Origin of the sequence: Microbacterium sp. GbtcB4, from assembly GCF_019091465.1 — a bacterium.
In the GTDB taxonomy this organism is placed as follows: domain Bacteria; phylum Actinomycetota; class Actinomycetes; order Actinomycetales; family Microbacteriaceae; genus Microbacterium; species Microbacterium paraoxydans.
In genome coordinates this window covers 1-233 of sequence record NZ_JAGXJJ010000662.1, presented here as the reverse complement: position 1 = coordinate 233, position 233 = coordinate 1, and the positions used below count along the sequence as shown (strand labels likewise).

The 233-nt window shown below is 76.4% G+C and carries 1 pseudogene; it reads left to right on the top strand.

The window, feature by feature from the left end:
• Positions 1-35 precede the first annotated feature (35 nt).
• Positions 36-233, top strand: a pseudogene (locus KVS71_RS19180) (ACP synthase); the annotation flags it as partial.

Sequence of the window (233 nt, the reverse complement as noted above, 5' to 3'; positions counted from 1 at the left end):
TCGGCGGCCCCGGATGGGGCAGTGGGCTCGGACGTGTGCCCATCGCCCCGCCGCAGCGCCGCGGCCGCGACGGGGAACCGGCAAGCATCCGCGGCTGGCGCAGCTTCGTCGGCATCCCTGACGGCTTCGCCTCCGTCGACGGGCATGGCGGCGACAGCACGCATCGGGGGGTCGCCGGCCGCGGGGGCGGCATCGACTCCCTCATCCGCCCCGTTCTTCTGCCCGGCTGGCAG